Source organism: Pseudomonas sp. TWR1-1-3 (assembly GCF_049896805.1).
GTDB lineage: Bacteria > Pseudomonadota > Gammaproteobacteria > Pseudomonadales > Pseudomonadaceae > Aquipseudomonas > Aquipseudomonas bubulae.
In genome coordinates, this window is the sequence record NZ_JAFCUZ010000002.1 from 1,080,977 (window position 1) to 1,097,503 (window position 16,527).

The 16,527-nt window shown below is 52.4% G+C and carries 10 protein-coding genes; 8 read left to right on the plus strand and 2 right to left on the minus strand.

Features of this window, described 5'->3' with window-relative positions:
- Positions 1 to 40: 40 nt before the first annotated feature.
- The 3 genes from ACP7BE_RS12470 (at position 41) to ACP7BE_RS12480 (ending at position 3,667) form a co-directional block, all read left to right on the plus strand.
- On the plus strand, positions 41 to 583 hold the full coding sequence (locus tag ACP7BE_RS12470) for a permease (RefSeq protein WP_153380190.1): 543 nt from the start codon (positions 41 to 43) through the stop codon (positions 581 to 583).
- Complete coding sequence (locus ACP7BE_RS12475) at positions 580 to 2,019, plus strand: FAD-binding oxidoreductase (protein ID WP_153380187.1); 1,440 nt, start codon at positions 580 to 582, stop codon at positions 2,017 to 2,019. The genes ACP7BE_RS12470 and ACP7BE_RS12475 overlap by 4 nt, the downstream gene beginning before the upstream one ends.
- 70 nt (positions 2,020 to 2,089) lie before the next feature.
- A complete protein-coding gene (locus ACP7BE_RS12480; protein WP_153380238.1) occupies positions 2,090 to 3,667 on the plus strand; it encodes an aldehyde dehydrogenase (NADP(+)) in 1,578 nt (525 codons plus the stop codon).
- Between the two features lie 65 nt (positions 3,668 to 3,732).
- Here the strand turns inward: ACP7BE_RS12480 and ACP7BE_RS12485 are convergent, their stop codons facing one another.
- Positions 3,733 to 5,025, minus strand: coding sequence for a carbohydrate porin (locus tag ACP7BE_RS12485; protein ID WP_094999496.1), 1,293 nt, complete (start codon positions 5,023 to 5,025; stop codon positions 3,733 to 3,735).
- A gap of 689 nt (positions 5,026 to 5,714) precedes the next feature.
- Between ACP7BE_RS12485 and ACP7BE_RS12490 the strand changes: the two genes are divergently transcribed.
- From ACP7BE_RS12490 to ACP7BE_RS12510, 5 genes are all read left to right on the plus strand, one after another.
- A complete protein-coding gene (locus ACP7BE_RS12490; RefSeq protein WP_426106088.1) occupies positions 5,715 to 8,153 on the plus strand; it encodes a membrane-bound PQQ-dependent dehydrogenase, glucose/quinate/shikimate family in 2,439 nt (812 codons plus the stop codon).
- A gap of 518 nt (positions 8,154 to 8,671) precedes the next feature.
- Entirely contained in the window at positions 8,672 to 9,979 is a 1,308-nt protein-coding gene (locus ACP7BE_RS12495; protein ID WP_426106025.1) for an SIR2 family anti-phage-associated protein, read from the plus strand.
- The gene (gene herA, locus ACP7BE_RS12500; protein WP_426106027.1) at positions 9,976 to 11,835 is read left to right on the plus strand and encodes an anti-phage-associated helicase HerA; all 1,860 of its coding nucleotides are present in this window, start codon (positions 9,976 to 9,978) and stop codon (positions 11,833 to 11,835) included. The genes ACP7BE_RS12495 and herA overlap by 4 nt, the downstream gene beginning before the upstream one ends.
- Positions 11,836 to 12,256: 421 nt before the next feature.
- A complete protein-coding gene (locus ACP7BE_RS12505) occupies positions 12,257 to 12,835 on the plus strand; it encodes an HNH endonuclease (protein WP_426106029.1) in 579 nt (192 codons plus the stop codon).
- Complete coding sequence (locus ACP7BE_RS12510; protein WP_426106031.1) at positions 12,832 to 13,239, plus strand: hypothetical protein; 408 nt, start codon at positions 12,832 to 12,834, stop codon at positions 13,237 to 13,239. The genes ACP7BE_RS12505 and ACP7BE_RS12510 overlap by 4 nt, the downstream gene beginning before the upstream one ends.
- A gap of 457 nt (positions 13,240 to 13,696) precedes the next feature.
- Here ACP7BE_RS12510 and ACP7BE_RS12515 read toward each other — a convergent pair whose 3' ends face one another.
- Entirely contained in the window at positions 13,697 to 16,408 is a 2,712-nt protein-coding gene (locus tag ACP7BE_RS12515; protein ID WP_426106033.1) for a hypothetical protein, read from the minus strand.
- Between the last annotated feature and the right edge of the window lie 119 nt (positions 16,409 to 16,527).

The window sequence follows — 16,527 nt, forward strand, 5'->3', positions numbered from 1 at the left end:
ACTCAGGCATTTCATTGCATCTCTATCCAAGGAAACCCGCATGTCTATCAGCAAGCTAGGCCGTGCCTATTTGTCGAATGCCAGCGCATTCATTCCGGTCATCGTGTTCCTGCTGTATGGCCGTTTCGGCCCGGGTGAGGCAGGCGTACGCTGGGATACCGCGTATGTGCTCAGCGGTATTCTCAGCATTGCGCACCTGTTCTGGCTGTTCAATTACCGCCCTGGCCATTGGATCGCAATGGGCGTCGACCTGTACCTGATGATTGGCGCCCTGTTGGCTTCGGTCTCTACCGCTGCGTTGCAAGTGTGGGGGCAGGAGCTGGGTGCTGCTCCCGTGCTGGCGTGCGTATTGGTGATTGGCATGGGTGCCACCCGGTTTTCTCCACTCGGCTTTATCGGCGAAACCAGCAACGACCAGGCTTTGGTCCGAAAACTCTCTGTGATGTTGCTGATTGGCGCTGCCATCGCCGTCGCGGTGTCACTGGCTTTTCGCCATAACACGCTGCTGGGAGGCGTATTGCCGGTCGTCGCACTGGTGCTGGTACGCAGCCAGTTGCTCAAACGCATGGTGGCGGCGCAATGAGCGACCTGGAACATACCGTGGACCGACAAGCCTCGGGACTCGACGCGTTTCTGGCCGAAGTCGCCGAAGTTCTGGGGCAGGCGTCGCTGCTGACCGGGGCGGACTGTGCCCCCTATGAAATCGACGTTGCTCATTGCCGCGGCAAAGCGGCGGCGGTCGTCATCCCGTGCGATACCCACGCTGTCAGCGCGCTTATGCGCATGGCGGTGCGCCATCGCATACGGCTGGTCGCCCAAGGCAACCGCAGCGGATTGGTGGGCGGTGCCGTCACCGACAACTCCGGCAAGCAAGTGATCGTCTCACTTTCGCGCATGCGCCAAGTGCGCGAGATTGATCCCTTGAACCGCACGGTGATTGTCGAAGCCGGCACGCTCTTGTCAGCACTGAATCGCACACTGGAAACCCATTCGCTGTATTTCCCTATTGATATCGGCAGCGACCCGGCCATAGGCGGATTAATTGGCGCCAATGCCGGCGGCAGCCGCTTGCTCAAGCATGGCGACGTGCGCCATAACCTGCTCGGTATCGAAGTGGTGCTGGCCGATGGCGACGGCACCGTGGTGCAACTCCTCGCACCGCTGCGCAAGAACAATACCGGGCTTGACCTCAAGCAGTTGTTTGTCGGCACCGGTGGCGCCTTCGGCATCATTACGGCGGCGACGCTTGAGCTCAAACGCATCGACCAGTCGACGCAAAGCGTGTTTGTGGCCTTGCCTGACCATGGGACAGCGCTTGAGGTGTTGCAGGCTTTCGAACTTCAATTTGGCGATCTGCTGTGCGCGTTCGAAGTGATCTCCGAGGCGGCGCTCGCCATTACGTTGCGCAACTTCCCCACGCTGCGCCACCCGTTCGGCCAATCGTCGGCAAGCTGCTACGCCCTGATTGAGATCGCCAGCAGCATGCCTGGCTTGCACAGCCTTTTTGCGCAACGAACCGAACAGGTGCTGGAAGCGCTGTATGAAAGCGGCCGAATTCTCGACGCCGCCTTTGGAAATACCAGCAGCTTTTGGCCACTGCGAGACAACCTGCCGCTGGCCATCGCCAAGGAAGGTATCCCACTGTCGTTCGACGTAGCGTTTTCGCGCTCACGCTTGGTCGCTTTCCGTGATCAGGCTGCACAGTGGTTACAGCGCGAACATCCGCTGCTACAGCTTTACGATTTCGGCCATTTTGCCGACGGCGGCTGCCATTTGATTGTGCTGGTGCCGCACGCCCACATCAGCCAGTACGGCATCGCCAAGGTCGTCGCTGTGCGTAGCGGCATCTATAAGCTGGTGACCGAAAACGGCGGCTGCTTCAGTGCAGAGCATGGCGTCGGGCCTGTGAATGCAGCTTATTACGGCAAGTACACGCCCCCAGAGGTGCAGGAAATCAGCAGGGCTATGCAGCTTTTAATGGACCCGCAGGCTGTGCTGGGCCGCTACCGCTATACATAGAACCAACCTCCTGCGCAGTCCAAATCCAAGAAAATCGAGCCTGACGATGGCACAGCAAGCTATAGGACACATGATGATTACCGGCAAAATGCTCATCGGCCAGTCGGCAGTACTTGGCGACAAAGGATTGCTGTCTGCAATCAACCCTGCCACCCATGAAACGCTGGGCCCTGACTTCGGCGTCGGCGGTATCGCTGACATTGACCAGGCTTGCACGCTGGCGCAGCAGGCTTGCGATCGCTATCGCGCGACCACGGCAGAACAGCGTGCCCAGTTTCTGGAAGCGATCGCCACCGGCATCCTGGCGTTGGGGGTCACGCTGATCGGGCGCGCCTCCCTCGAAACCGGATTGCCTGCAGCGCGCCTGATCATCGAACGGGGTCGCACCGTGAGCCAGTTGCGACTCTTTGCCCAGGTGGTGCGCGACGGCCACTACCTCGGCGCCACCCTCGACTGCGCATTGCCGACACGCATCCCTGCTCGCCCCGACCTGAGGCTGCACAAAATCGCGCTCGGCCCAGTGGCTGTATTTGGTGCAAGCAATTTTCCCCTGGCGTTTTCGGTTGCCGGCGGCGACAGCGCCGCTGCCCTGGCCGCTGGCTGCCCGATAGTGGTCAAGGCACACGAGGCTCACCTGGGTACGTCTGAACTGGTAGGCCAGGTGATTCAACAGGCAGCCGCTGCCCACAACTTGCCAGAGGGCGTGTTTTCCCTGCTCATTGGCGACAGTCATCCGTTCGGCCAGTCCCTGGTCAGCCATCCCGCGATCAAGGCAGTCGCCTTCACGGGTTCGCGACAAGGCGGTCTGGCGCTGATGCGTACCGCGGCGCAACGCAGCGAACCGATTCCGGTGTACGCCGAAATGAGCTGCATCAATCCCGTGTTCCTGTTGCCGCATGCGCTGTCGATGCGCGCCAGCGAAATCGGCCGTGGATTCGTTGAGGCTCTGACGATGAGTGCCGGCCAATTGTGTACAAATCCAGGCTTGGTGATTGCCCTGGAAGGTCAGCCACTGACCCAGTTTTGCAGCACGGCCCTGGACGCCCTGCACAAAAAGGCGGCAGCAACCATGCTGACGCCGGGGATTCATCATGCCTACCTCGCTGGGATCGAGGAGACAGGCAACATCAGCGGTATTACAACGCTGGGCCAAGGGTGCCCTGCAGAAAAGCCAAGTGCCGCGCAGGCCACAGTGTTCGTAACCGATGCAGCCACCTTTCTCACAACAGAACGGCTTGGCGACGAAACATTCGGCCCCAGCTCGCTGATCGTCGCCTGCAAGAACGAAGATGAAATGCTGGCGGTGGCCGAGCACCTGTCAGGACAGCTGACGGCGACAATGCAATTGGATGACGCTGATCATGGGCTGGCCCGAAAGCTGCTGCCCATCCTTGAGCGCAAGGCGGGCCGCATCCTGGTGAACGGTTATCCGAACAACGTCGAGGTCTCTCACGCGATGGTGCATGGCGGCCCGTTCCCGGCCAGTTCGGACAGTCGAAGTAGCGCCGTCGGCGCCAGCGCCATCGACAGGTTCTTGCGGCCGGTGTGTTATCAGGACCTGCCTGCGGCCTTGATGCCTGAAGCGCTACAGGAGGGCAATCCGCTCGAACTGTGGCGCATGGTCAATGGGCAATGTGTGCTTGCCTGAGTCGCGGAGATCGCTTAATAGCCTGCGCTTTCAGGTTCGTAACGCACAAAGCGCCAGCCCGCCTGTTAAAAAGTCGCTTTGATCTGTAGTCCTACAGCCAATGCGTTTCCTCTTTTTTTACCGAAGAACGCGCCCGGTTCGATGTAGTACTGCATGTCCGGTCGCACCAGCAGCCAGGGCGTGACTTGCGCGCCATAGTTGAGTTCAAGCATCTGCTCGCCGTTGTCGAGGCTGGCGATCATGTCTGACTCCCCAAAATTGATTGCAGCCGCTTCTTGCTCATCGCGCGTGCGCGAATTGATCACGGCGCGGCCATAACCAAAGGCGATAGTATCTTTGGGGCGGTTTGCAAAGGGCTTCTGCTTGACCAGACCCACCGAATACCAACGACGCATCGGTGAAGTCGCAGCGTTACTGGTGGCCGCCTGCCCGAAAAGGCGCAATACGCTTTCAGGGTCTTGCTCGTCCTTCCAGATGGCCTGATCAAACAACACGTAAGCCCCGGTACGGTTACTGCTCTTTTCTGTGCTGCCAATTTTCTGGTAATTGGACGTGTCGTAATACCAACCGACTTTGTACTGACCATCCAGAAAGGCATGATTATTGAAAATCGCCTCCAGTGGCAAAATAGCCCCGGTGGTGCCGTTGCTGGGCATGGAAAACGCTTCAGAAGGGCGTGCGTTGTGCTCCGGGTTGACTTGGAACACAGCGGTTTGCAGCGTTAGAGACGGGTTAACGTCGTAACGCAGTTCTCCCCCCCAGTGTGCCGTCGGATAGTTACCCCATCCACTGCCGCTGGACATGGTTAACGGGTGTGCACAAAAACCGGCGCTTACAAAGTTGGTCAGGATGGGCATCCCCCCAAATTCGGTGCCCATGACCATATATCCAACCTTGGCAGACAGGTCTTTGGAAAACAGATTGCGTTGATAGCTGAACTCGGTCAGCCGGGTGTATTCACCCCCATAGTTTTCCTGAGCTGATAAGCGGTTACCGAGCAAATCTTCCGTGGCGCTGTGGCCACGACGGTCATTGATAATGATCTGCACCACGCCAGCATCCGGAGTGTCGAGTAACTTGCTCAGATCAAACTGCGCGCCAATGCGTATTTGTTGCGCATAGCGAGTGCCGCGTTTTATCCCGCCGTGCAGGTTCGAAATCGTCTCGGAGCTGTATTCACCCGTCAGCTTAATCCCCTTGTCGACCAGCTTCTGTCGCTCCCCTCCCCAATCGCCGGTGAGTGTTGAGCGACTCATCAAGTCCGTAGAATCTGCCAACGCTGAAGCAGGGGCCAACATACAGAACGACAAACCGCTGCACAGGCTGGTACTCAGCAGCGCGCGGAAAGAAAAAAACATTCGAAAGGTGCTCCGTTGAAAAAACGCAGATGATCAAGGCTGTTTAGCAAGTCGCCTTATGCTGCTTGCGTCAGGGTGTAAGGACTGGATTGGATTGGATAACGTCGCTTGACGTTAGTAACAACGCTTAAGTGTAAGCATTAGCTTTTTTGGAATACATCCAACTCTGCAAGAAACATTGTTGGTGCGTTCGTAACAATTCGCCTGAATGCCAGCTCTTGAACTAACAGGCACGAACCTGAAGCGATGACTCAACAGATCTGCTCATCGTGCCTATGACTCATTGCTCGTTGGCCACCCAGCACCGATGACGTTCTGCACCTATTGAGTCGCTCACGACTACTTGATTGTTACTGTTTCATCAATATTGTTTTCCAATGCGCTGGATTTATCCGAGGCATCATCCGATTAAAATTAGCCTGCTAGCGCAAACAAAGTCACAAAATCCAACCCTATAGAGCACTGATGCTCCGCTCCAGGTTTCGTAGAACCTTCAGTCCTTTGTGTGCAACTGCGCGTTCAGCATCCGACTCACCGGGTAACGACCTGGTTTTTCAGCGCTTTAACGCTTGATTGACGAGGTGCCAGAGGATTTACGCCCAACCAATTACGTCCGAATCGATCATTCGGCCGGGCTGTTCGCACCGACGACGAACAGTTTTGTATTCACCCATAGAGCATTCATGAAAATGACGGATGACCATCAATCACCCACTAAAAGACGGGCAATCAGCTCGCTCGCGAGAATAATATTTTCCCTCTTCGTTTTTGCTGTTGCAGTGACATTGATATACGGCGGGGTCATGTTATTGGCCCTGGACGGCTCAAGTTATTATCTAATAGCCGGGTTGGCTTATTTGCTACTCGCCCCGTTATTGTTATGGCGTAAACGTTTCAGCATTATATTTTCGGCACTTATTTTCCTTGCTACATGCGTCTGGGCATTTTATGAGGTAGGTCAGTTCAGTTATTGGGAACTGCTGCCACGCCTTGTCGTTCCAGCCATTATCCTGACACTTAGTTTGTGGGTGGGCGCGACGTTCCCGGGTACATCCCTGATGACTCGGCGCGTGGCTAACCGGTTGGGCTTTGCGGTGTTTGCCGCGTTGATCGCCACCTTTATTGCTGCGTTTTACCCTCACGGTGCGATCTCAAATCCTGTGGTCGCGTCGAAGGCATCCGAGCCGAAGGAACCTACTGCCGATACGCCTGAAAATTGGGAATACTATGGTCGCAGCGCATCGGGTACCCGGTTTGCGCCTTACACGCAGATCACCCCAGAAAACGTCAAGGACCTACAGGTCGCCTGGACATACAGAACAGGGCGCAGAACGACCGGGGCTGGTGCAGGCGTAGACGAAAACACACCGTTGCAGATTGGCAACGTGCTGTATTCATGCACACCAGAGAATCTGATCACCGCACTGGATGGTGATACTGGGACTCCTCTCTGGAAGTTCGACCCTAAAGCCAAAACTGAAGAACACGTCACCTGCCGCGGCGTGGGTTATTACGACATCGATAAAGACGACAGCCTGAGTGCTGAGGTCAAGGCTTCGCACGACAACGACCAACAATGCCGTCAGCGCATTCTGGTGTCGTCGGTAGATGCCCGTCTGTTTGCGCTTGATGCGCACACCGGCGCCCTGTGCTCGAGCTTTGGTGAGAACGGTTACGTCGATCTCAAGAAAGGCATGGGCCCGACCGAGAAGAGCAAACGCTATCACCCAACCTCTCTGCCGGTTGTGATGGGTCATCTGACCGTAGTCGGCGGCTGGGTGCGTGACATTGTAGCGGGCGAGCCTTCAGGGGCCGTGCGTGCATTTGACGTGCTGACCGGTGATTTGGTCTGGGCATGGGACATAGGCGCACCTGAGGGTAAGGACGCTACTGCCGACGATCACCAGTTCACGCTGGAAACGCCTAACGTATGGACTATTCCTACTTACGATAAAGAGTTGAACCTGGTCTACCTGCCAACAGGCAATGGCCCACCGGACTACTGGGGCGGTGATCGCAACGCGGCCAAGGAAAAATATGGCTCGGCGGTTGTAGCTGTGGATGCATCGACCGGTAAAGCCAAGTGGGTTTACCAGATCGTTCACCACGATGTGTGGGATTACGACCTGCCTTCTCAGCCAGTCATGTATGACTGGAAGAGCGCTGACGGCGAGAAAACGCCGGTTTTGATCCAGACCAGCAAAACAGGCAATATTTTTGTTCTGGACCGTCGTACAGGCAAACCTGTTACCGAAGTTGAAGAACGTCCGGTTCCAACCTCACCTGCTGCTGAAGGCGAGCACCTGTCACCGACTCAACCGTTTTCGGTCGGAATGCCAACTATTGGTGTTGAGCCACTGACTGAGAAGTCCATGTGGGGCGTGACGACTTTCGATCAACTGTACTGCCGGATCATGTTCAAGGACTCCGTTTACGTGGGCCCGTTTACACCTCCGTCCGAGAAACCGTACATCGAATGGCCAGGCTTGTTGGGCGGTATGAACTGGGGGGGCATCTCCATCGACGAAAATACAGGCATGATGTTTGTTAACGACATGCGTGTGCCCCTGCGGATGTCGCTGGTGACGAAGGAAGACACCAGCAAGTTCAAAGTATCGACTGACGAAGTGCCCGGTTTCATGGGAACCATTCGCCCACAAGTCGCCGGTATCTATGGCGGCGTGAGAATCGACATTCTGCAATCGCCACTGGGCGTGCCGTGCAATACACCCCCGTTCGGCAGCATGAGTGCGATTGATCTCAATACTCAGAAACTGGTGTGGCAAGTGCCTATGGGCACCGTCCAGGATACCGGCCCTATGGGAATTAAAACCCACATGCCGATACCGCTGGGCATGCCAACACTGGGTGGTCCAACCTCAACAGCCTCGGGCCTGGTGTTCTTTGCCGGGACTCAAGACTACTACCTGCGTGCGCTCGACTCGGCAACCGGTAAAGAAGTGTGGAAAGCACGCTTGCCTGTCGGCGCAGTGGCCGCACCGCTGATCTACAAATCACCGGTTACCGGGAAACAATACGTGGTGATCTCTGCAGGGGGCATGAGCCACTCCCCTGACGTAGGTGATTACATCATTGCGTATGCATTACCGGACAGCGCTGAAAAATAAACGGCTGGTTGCGTTTATGTAAAAAATAATCCCCGTTTACGGGGATTATTTTTGAGGCAAACAAAAAGCCCCGAGAGCAGAACTCTCGGGGCTTTTTAGGTAATGCTGAAGCTGTTAAGCCCAAGGCAAGACCTAAAAAGGTTGTAGCCACCACGAAGCCTATCAAATCGACCGAGCGAGTGATTAAACCCACAGCACCATTGAACGATAGCTTCTACCGAAGAAGACAACCAGCGGGTAGTGTAAAATAATTCGTAAAATTTCAGCTGAAAATTGTCATTTTGCCCTCAGAAACTTTACAAATCTGAGTCCAGACGATTAGCCACGTCAGGGCTAATGGGCTCACCGTCCCCATCACATTTGCTAGCCCGCAGCTTCCGGATAAGCGTGCACACTTCCAAGCAATCATCGACGTGGACAGCATGATATCAATTCAGTAGCCTCAAATGACGTCCTCCGAGCCTCATGCTTTTTTGAGGTGCCCACGGAGCGGGCCAACATTTTCGATGGAGGTTAGGATGCCTTTTGCTGCGATACGTGGTGCTTCTGCTCTAGTTGACGAAATTGAGCTTGAGGCACACCTCGCCTCACTCCTTAGGCTGGAAAACATTGGACTGCTTCTAGGCGCTGGCGCATCAGTAGCGGCTGGCGGGCTTACCATGATTGCTCTGTGGGCAGAGTTTGTAAGGGCGTGGCCGCAGGAAGCAGCATGGATGGTCGAACATGGGTTCATCGATGCCGAAGCCGCTACCCCTCCTACGCCTGCTATACCCAACATCGAGCATTTGATCGACAGCCTTGAAATAGCCTTGTCTGACTGGACTAGACAGATGAGTAAGTTCGAGGAAAACCCCATTGACTATGCGCCTGGGGAACAGGAGTTGGAGCAGAACCTTGTCGGCCTTAAGGCTGCAAAAGCTGCACTCTTTAGAACCGTCGTTAGTGCTGCCCTGCTGCGACAGGAATGGTGGCTTTCGTCTAGTGGCGTTGAAGCGGACGACGCAGCCCTTGCGAGTCAACGAACGATTCTTCAAAAGCTAGTTTCGGCGAGACAACCTGGCCAAGCGTCCCCGTGGGTATTCACCACCAATTACGACCTAGCCATCGAATGGGCGGCAGAGTCTATCGATCTGCAAGTTTCTAATGGCTTCCTAGGCGTCCATACAAGGCGCTTCTCCCCGCAGAGCTTTGATCTCGGCTTTCGTAATACGCAGGCAAGAGGCGAAGCGAGATTCGGCGTCTACAACATTTATCTCGCAAAGTTACACGGTTCTCTGACGTGGAAGCAGGAAAACGGCCAGGTTTTCGAGGTTGCTGCACCATTGGCGCACCAACGCATTACGACTTTCATGGACGAACGAGACGGCTCTGAACTCGGCTTGATGGTGATGCCAAGAGCAGCCAAATACATGGACACTATCGGATACGTGCTCGGGGAGCTTTTTCGTAGGTTTGCAGAGTTCATGTCCAAGCCGCAAAGCTGCCTAATACTCTGCGGATACGGTTTTGGTGATGAGCATATCAACAGGCTCATTCGCTCAGCGCTTCTTAACCCGACACTCCAGCTCGTCATTTACTCCTCAGGCTTCAATGGCGATCCAACAGATGCAAATCTACCCCCAGCTCTGCGCAAGTTGCTATCTCTGAAAAACCCCCGCATCACTGTGGTGGGGGGTGGTTCGGCTCATGCCTACATTGACTCTCTAGCCCGTCACCTGCCAGATCCCCTTATTTATGACGAGGATATGCGGAAATTTGAAAAAGCCTTGAGAGAGGACGAACGGGATTCCCAAAACGCATCACTTGCACAGGACGCATTGCCATGAGGGGGCGGCTTCCGGTTGGTTATGTGGTCAGAATCGAAGGCTCTGATGTCACCCTCAATTTGCTAGACATGCACCGAGGGCAGCTCGCCTCACACGCTCAGGGCGTTTCCTCAGTAACTGAAGTGGGAAGCCTTTTAGTGCTAGACGCAGGAAGTCGCGCTTTAGTAATGAAGGTCATCTCGTTGAGCTTTGACGAACCGCGCGAGGCTCATCGACTTGGTATTGGTTCAAGCACCCATCAGAGTGAACCTCTGCGAAATATTTCGGGTGTTGTCGTCGGACGATTGTCCAGAGAACAAGGAAAGCCAAGCTTCGTCAGCGACTCCTTAGCAACTCCTCCACTTGGAGCTGAAGCATTTCCTCTTAGTACCGAGGAGCTTGCATCCATACTCTGCTGCGATGACCAGAACGATATCCCGATAAAACTCGGTGATGACCTTCGTGGCGGCGGTAGCCTGCACGTAGGGCTTGAGAACCTGATCTCCAGACACGTCGCAGTGTTGGGCAGTTCTGGCCAAGGGAAGAGTTGCTTCACAGCAGCAGTGCTTCAGCAAATCGTTAAATTGCCAAGCGCACGGATTGTTGTGTTCGACATCAATGGCGAGTACGAGGATGCGCTAGTCCATCCAGAGCTTCCCAATGACGCCGTGAAATGTACAACCATCGGAGGGCAGGGCCCTGATGCCTTCAAAATTCCATACTACGCATTGGGTCGACATGGCCTGAACAGACTACTAATTCCGAGTGAAAAGACGCAGCGCCCGGCTCTTACTTTCGCATTGGAGCACCTTCACCAAGTCCGTTGGTTTCCTCAGCCGAAGGGCGTTGGTCTAGCGAATGATACTGCACCGTTCCTGTTCGACGACTGCCGTCAAGGCGGGGCCGCTGAGGCTGATAGTAGGATTCAGCAGATCCGGAGTGGACAAGCAGCCACAGTAACTACTTGGCCAAATATGGCAGCGCTTGCAGCGCTTGTAGCCGAAAGTCATGGAATACAACCTTCAAGGAGTGGCCCAGAACGAAACGCCTTTAGCTACTCCAACGTCTCGCCGCTCATCACCAGGATCAATCGATTCGCTGAAGACCCAATGTTCCGAGCGGTCGTGGACGTCGAAGGTGGTCCCGGCACCGGGAACGTACTGAACTGGGCTCAGGAATCAACGAATTTAGTAGAGAGCATTTTTGGTGGGCAAGATGCGTCATGGCGAGTGCACATCATAAATTTAAGGCACCTATCGCATGATTTGACCCCATTTATCCTGGGGTCACTTTTGGAGCTTTACGCATACGAGCTTTTTCGCCGAGGCCAGGAAAACAAAATCCCAACCTTACTCGTATTGGAGGAAGCTCATCATTATTTAAGGCCAATTGGGTCAGGTGAGGAGGCAGGTGAAAACTCTTTAGCCTATGAACGACTCGCAAAGGAAGGAAGAAAATTCGGACTGGCGCTTTGGCTGAGCACTCAAAGGCCGTCGGAAATCTCACCAACAGTTCTCTCTCAATGCAATAACTGGGTGGCGTTCCGGCTCACCTCAGAAAAAGACCTCGCGGCAATCCAATCTGCAAGCGAGTGGGCAGATCGTAGAGAAATCCGGCGTATTGCGGGACTGCCTCGGCAGACAGCTATTGTGTTTGGCGGAAGCATTGCAATGCCGACGTTAATCCGTGCCCTGAATGCTTCACCGACTCCCCGCTCCGGCGATGCTGAGTTCCGAGCCTGGGCAGCTGGCAGACCTGAGCAGCAGCCACCACCACCACCACCACCACCTGCACCTGCACCTGCACCTGCACCTGCACCTGCACCTGCACCTGCACCTGCACCTGCACCTACATATGATGAGGACGTTCCTTGGTAACAATTGGGCTCAGCCCAAAACGTCGTCTTGCCGAAAAGGAAATACAGGGTTCGTAGAGCCCTATCAGAGCTGCTTTTTGCCGATGGCGCAGGGCACCAATCGACTCAAAGCAGCACTTCAAAAACAGTTCCAAAGCTCGATAGAGCGATTTGCAACTTCCGTCGAGCAGACTAGAACAACCATAGATTTATATTATTTTCAACGTAGCTGGAAGCATTCTATAAATGGGGGTAGAATTTCTATTTTACTTTTGGCCAGAATCGACCCTGAACTTCGATAAAGAACGTAACAACAAAACAATTGCCATATACGTCAAGGAGGATCGCTTTTGACAATAAATACAATAGATACAAAAATACTATGGGGACGAGCTGGCGGCCGGTGCTCTAAGCCAGGCTGCGGGGAGGACCTTACAGTACTCATGGGAACCAAGCGCTATACCGTTGGCGAAATGGCCCATGTTATCGGCAGCAAACCAACTGCTGCACGAGGAACGCCAGAGGGCGGAGAAGACACTTACGACAACTTAATACTACTTTGTCCTACCCACCACCGGCATATTGACAAGTCTCCTGAAGGAACATATTCGGTTGAAGTGCTCCATGAATGGAAAAAAGCGCATGAAGATATTATTAGCAACGCAGGCAAAGCTACCAAATACGACAACTATGATAAACTTCGGTTTGAAATAGCACGCATCCTCATTGCAAATAAATCCATTTTTGATACTTATGGCCCTCAAAGCGCCACGGCGCAGTCCGACCCCACCTCCAATGCTTACTTATTATGGGAACTGAGGCGCATTGACCGAGTTATCCCTAACAACCAGAAAATCTTGAAAATTATTGATGCAAACATTGATCTAATAAATGACATTTCAACAATTCACGCCATAGAGAAATTCCGCCTGCACGCAGAATCCTATGAGAAGCACGTTTACCACCGAATGGACTCGTACCAACTATTCCCAACTGAATTTTCGGAGATATTTTCGATATGACTAACGGTGCCAACTCATGGGGTGTTTCTTATAGCCGAATTGCCTGGCTAGAAAACGTTATTAAATCTCACGACAACGTAGCTAGCTTCTCGCGCCATGACGACATCATCATGGAAGTAACGCGAAAGATAGGGTGTCCTTTGATAATAATATGCCTTGATGAATACACCCTTGGAGAAGCCGCTGCAAGGCGGGTAATGCAAGAGTTCCCCTCAGTTAATTTCATTTCAGTAGGCGGAAACTGGAATGGATATGCCCCTGAAGCAAAAGACCTATGTCTATCCAACAGAATTGGACTATTTAATTCTAGCGAGCTATCTGGAGCCCTTTTCAAAGATGAATTCTGGACCTACCATAAAAAAGATAAAGAAGGAAATCCAATCTATCCATTCAAAGCACCATGATCTATTAGAGGTATATGGGTTCGGCTCTTTTTTTCGAAGCAAAAATGCTAATGATTGCGATCTATTACTTGTCGTGAACAATGAGTGTAAAGACCTCGGACGACTGCACGCCGACTTAAGCAAAAGCTTCCTATTGTTGAGCGATAAACTTTCTACACTATTCGACCTCACCATACTAACTGAGCGAGAGCATCAGAGAAAACCTCTGAGAGAGCACGATATTTTGATACCCATATCAAAGAACGACCTTAAAAAAACCTAATAGCAAGCGACGAAGCCCCCAATGTGAGGGGGCTCCAGCCTGACGCGTCACAAACAGATCTAAGGTATCTTTACAACGGCCGACACATAAAAAAAAGAATCCGTAAATATAAGCCGTAGTTAGACCTTACTGATAACACAAACTCAGCCCGCTCTAAGCCATCAAACAATAATACGGCTTCCGGTTGCTAACAACCTAAAACACCAACTCATGCAGGGGAGTGGTGAATGCCTTTTCCTCCCACCCTGTCAGTACATCGTGAAACGCCTCACTTAATTGAGATCGGGGGCTACTAGAGGACCGATTAAAATCCTTACCATATCCCTCTTCTAAGGCTCTTGCCGCCTTTTGATCTACCAGGCGGATAAGTCGAGTCGTCACTGCACGATCGTTAGCGTTATACTTGGTACGATAATCGTTTGCAGACATCGCAGCCAGATACGAGAAATACCAGCAACGGCTAACTGAACACTTTTCCAGCAGTAACCGGTAGACAGAGCGCATGTCCTCAACAGGAGGTGGTTCAATCTTGCGTTCTTCGGCCTGGGACTCCAAAAACTGCACGCACTCTTCAACCGCAACATCTCTAGCCAAAATAAAAAGTTGAGAATCCCAACTCTCCGGCCACTCATCCCGAGAAAGCTTTCGTATATTGTTATACAAATCCAATGTGGCCGAGTTGAACGTCCAAGTAATGCGATGCAAATAGTAACGCGTGTGCTCAGCACTCACATCAAAGGCGCTATCCGGTGTGATATCAGCAATGCCCAGGATTCCTTTCTTCAATAAGCCGATGATCGCGTAGCGTAAACCCGGGGTAGGATCCATTGGCTTTGCAGTGGTCCCGAATGGGGCGAGCCGCCCATTTACATGGTCCATATCACAGCCGCGCACTAATGCGACGAGGTAAACCGCCTCTATTAAAGAAAGATTTCCAGGTTCGAGACTGCTAGGAGCCAGATTTGAAAATGAGCTTTTTGCAGATATTAGTCGCTGCTGTGCCTGATGCTGAGTACGTTGCGCGGTCAACCCTGATAGCTGTCGTTTGGCAATATCCAGCACCCGACGCCATGAATCTGAACCACCTTTTGCTTTTGCAGCGATACAACTAACTAAAGTCTCAAGCTCCGGAAAAAGGTCTAAATCGCGATATACTATAGCGAGATTTCCAAGCGCCGCAGTATAGTCAGGATTAACTTTGATAGCCGATTCGTAGCGTTCACGCGCGTCCTCCAGAAGCCCCTCAACTTGGAGTACATAACCAGAATAGAACAATGCAATGCCTGACTCCACTTGCTCAAGGACCAGCTCGCACACCTCTAGAAGATTGATATGACGTTTATGCTCCAGAAGGACTGCTCCAAAAAGCCCCACCAGCCATTCACCAACATATGATCTCTCTGCCTTCAAACGCTCAAGGACACTACCCAGCAGTAGATTTATAACTTCAGATGAAGCCTCAGAAAGCTCAAAGCCATAATAAATTTCTGATGAGGGCTCCTTCTTCAGCCAGTTGACATAAGCAATCAACGCATTGGTAAACTGCATTATATGCAACAAATTATCTGACTCTAGCCTTCCCAACCATACATCAGAGATATAAGTAAACAATCCCGGAGCATCAAACACAGGCGCGAAAGCCACTAAAGTCTCTATATTTTCTTCTAGCTCATCACCTGATACAACAGCCTCAGCGGCCCTGATGAAGAGCCACTTATTAAACACCTCGCCATCAACACAGGACTCGATAAATGCTGTGTAGCGATCAAGATCAATAGCAAGCGACTCCATCGCTAGAGGGTTTCTGAAAAGGTAATCAGAAAACAAATCATCGCATCCGGGACCAGCTTCGGATTTCATTCGAACAGAAGCCAGTAGATTGACGATTTTTATTACTAGAAGCTTATCATCGCTTTCGCACGCCAAAGCTAGCCTAAGTGCGAGTACTGTCATATCTGTAAATCGCTGATCTATACCCCCTTCACTTGCAACAATAACAACACAATGATCACGAATGGCGACCTCGACCTGTTCATTCAAGCGAGTACAGGCACGTGACAAGACAGCATTATCACCTTGCTGAATACGTTTCAGATCAAGATAGCTGTGTAACAGATCCAACTGGTTCAACCCTACACTGACCTGCGGCTCCTCCCACTCAGACGCAACCCATTGACTTGTAGACTCCAAAATTTTATCTATCGAGGAGTGATCCTGCAAATAGCACGCTGTTTGGAATATTTCTTCGGCATACTCTCCGTTCCACTTCGTGGGAATATTTTCTCGCAAACCGGATAGAACGCTGGAATCAGTAGCTCTAGCCAATCGACAAACGCGCGCATGCCATAGACGCACTACATAATAGTTTGAAAAAAAAGACAGACCTCGCTTAGCAATGGGAAGATGAAGTGCAGCGTTCTGGTAGTAGGGAAATACATCCTTATAAACATAAAAAACCAGGAAATCCGGTTCAGATTCTTGCAAGCATAGCTGCAAAAGAGACGTAACTTTTGATAAAAGCTTGGACTTTTGAGAAGCTGAAAGTTTTTCTTGCTCAGCACTATGTAGCAAAGGCGCACCAAATCCCCCAACCTCAATCAACACGAGGATAGCGATTTCTCCCGAGGTGTCTCCGCAATTACGAGTAGTTAATAGTGTCTTCGCAAGCGCAAAATCTCCATTTACAGCGGCAACCCAGCCATACTTTGCTTTACAAACTGAGTTAGGGCGCCGGACCTTACCGTAGCTAGAGGCCGCCTGTAAAAACTCCCCCGCTGCAAAATGACAATCTCCAACTTCTTCCGGCCTGTCCTCAGCCTCAGTAATAGCGAGATCTAGCCCCCCTCGCCAAGCAGCAATGCACTGCGCCAGCGTTTGCTGAGGAACTTCGTGAGTGCTTTTATCCATGATTTCCCTATTTCCCCTATAAAGCAAGTATACGGCCGTCCGAGCCATAGCTTCGACGTAATCGGCTATGAACTCTGGTACAAAACTGTCCGAAAGCATCTGCTATTCATTAATATCCT